We start from the raw sequence: 334 nt of genomic DNA on the forward strand, positions 1-334 counted from the left end.
CGGTGGCGGGCGCGGACGCGCCGGCGGCGACGCCGCTGCGGGTGGCGGTGGCGTTGGCCGATGCGCGTCGCGCCGATGCGCTGCGGCATTACCTGCGCGCGTTGCGGCACACGCTGGTCGAGCCGGGCGAGGCCGCCGACCTGAGTTTCGAGGACGGCGCGCGCGCCGGGTCGATCGCGGTCCGTCGCGCCGATGGCGACCCGGCGCAGCGCTACGAGCTGCAGGCCGATCCGGTGCTGTTCGCGCAGGTGACGCGCGTTTGCGAGTGGGCGCGCGATCCGGCCGCGGCCGGGGCGGGCGGTTCGGGCGAACCGGCGCGCGTCGCGGCCGCGCC

General features: G+C 79.0%; 1 protein-coding gene. It reads left to right on the forward strand.

Annotated features, from left to right (window positions below; all coding sequences use genetic code 11):
* Nucleotides 1–334 (forward strand): hypothetical protein (locus A7A76_RS01285; RefSeq protein ID WP_206409494.1); only part of this gene is annotated, 334 nt, incomplete at both ends.

The organism is Lysobacter enzymogenes, from assembly GCF_017168095.1.
GTDB classification, from domain to species: Bacteria; Pseudomonadota; Gammaproteobacteria; order Xanthomonadales; family Xanthomonadaceae; genus Lysobacter; species Lysobacter enzymogenes_D.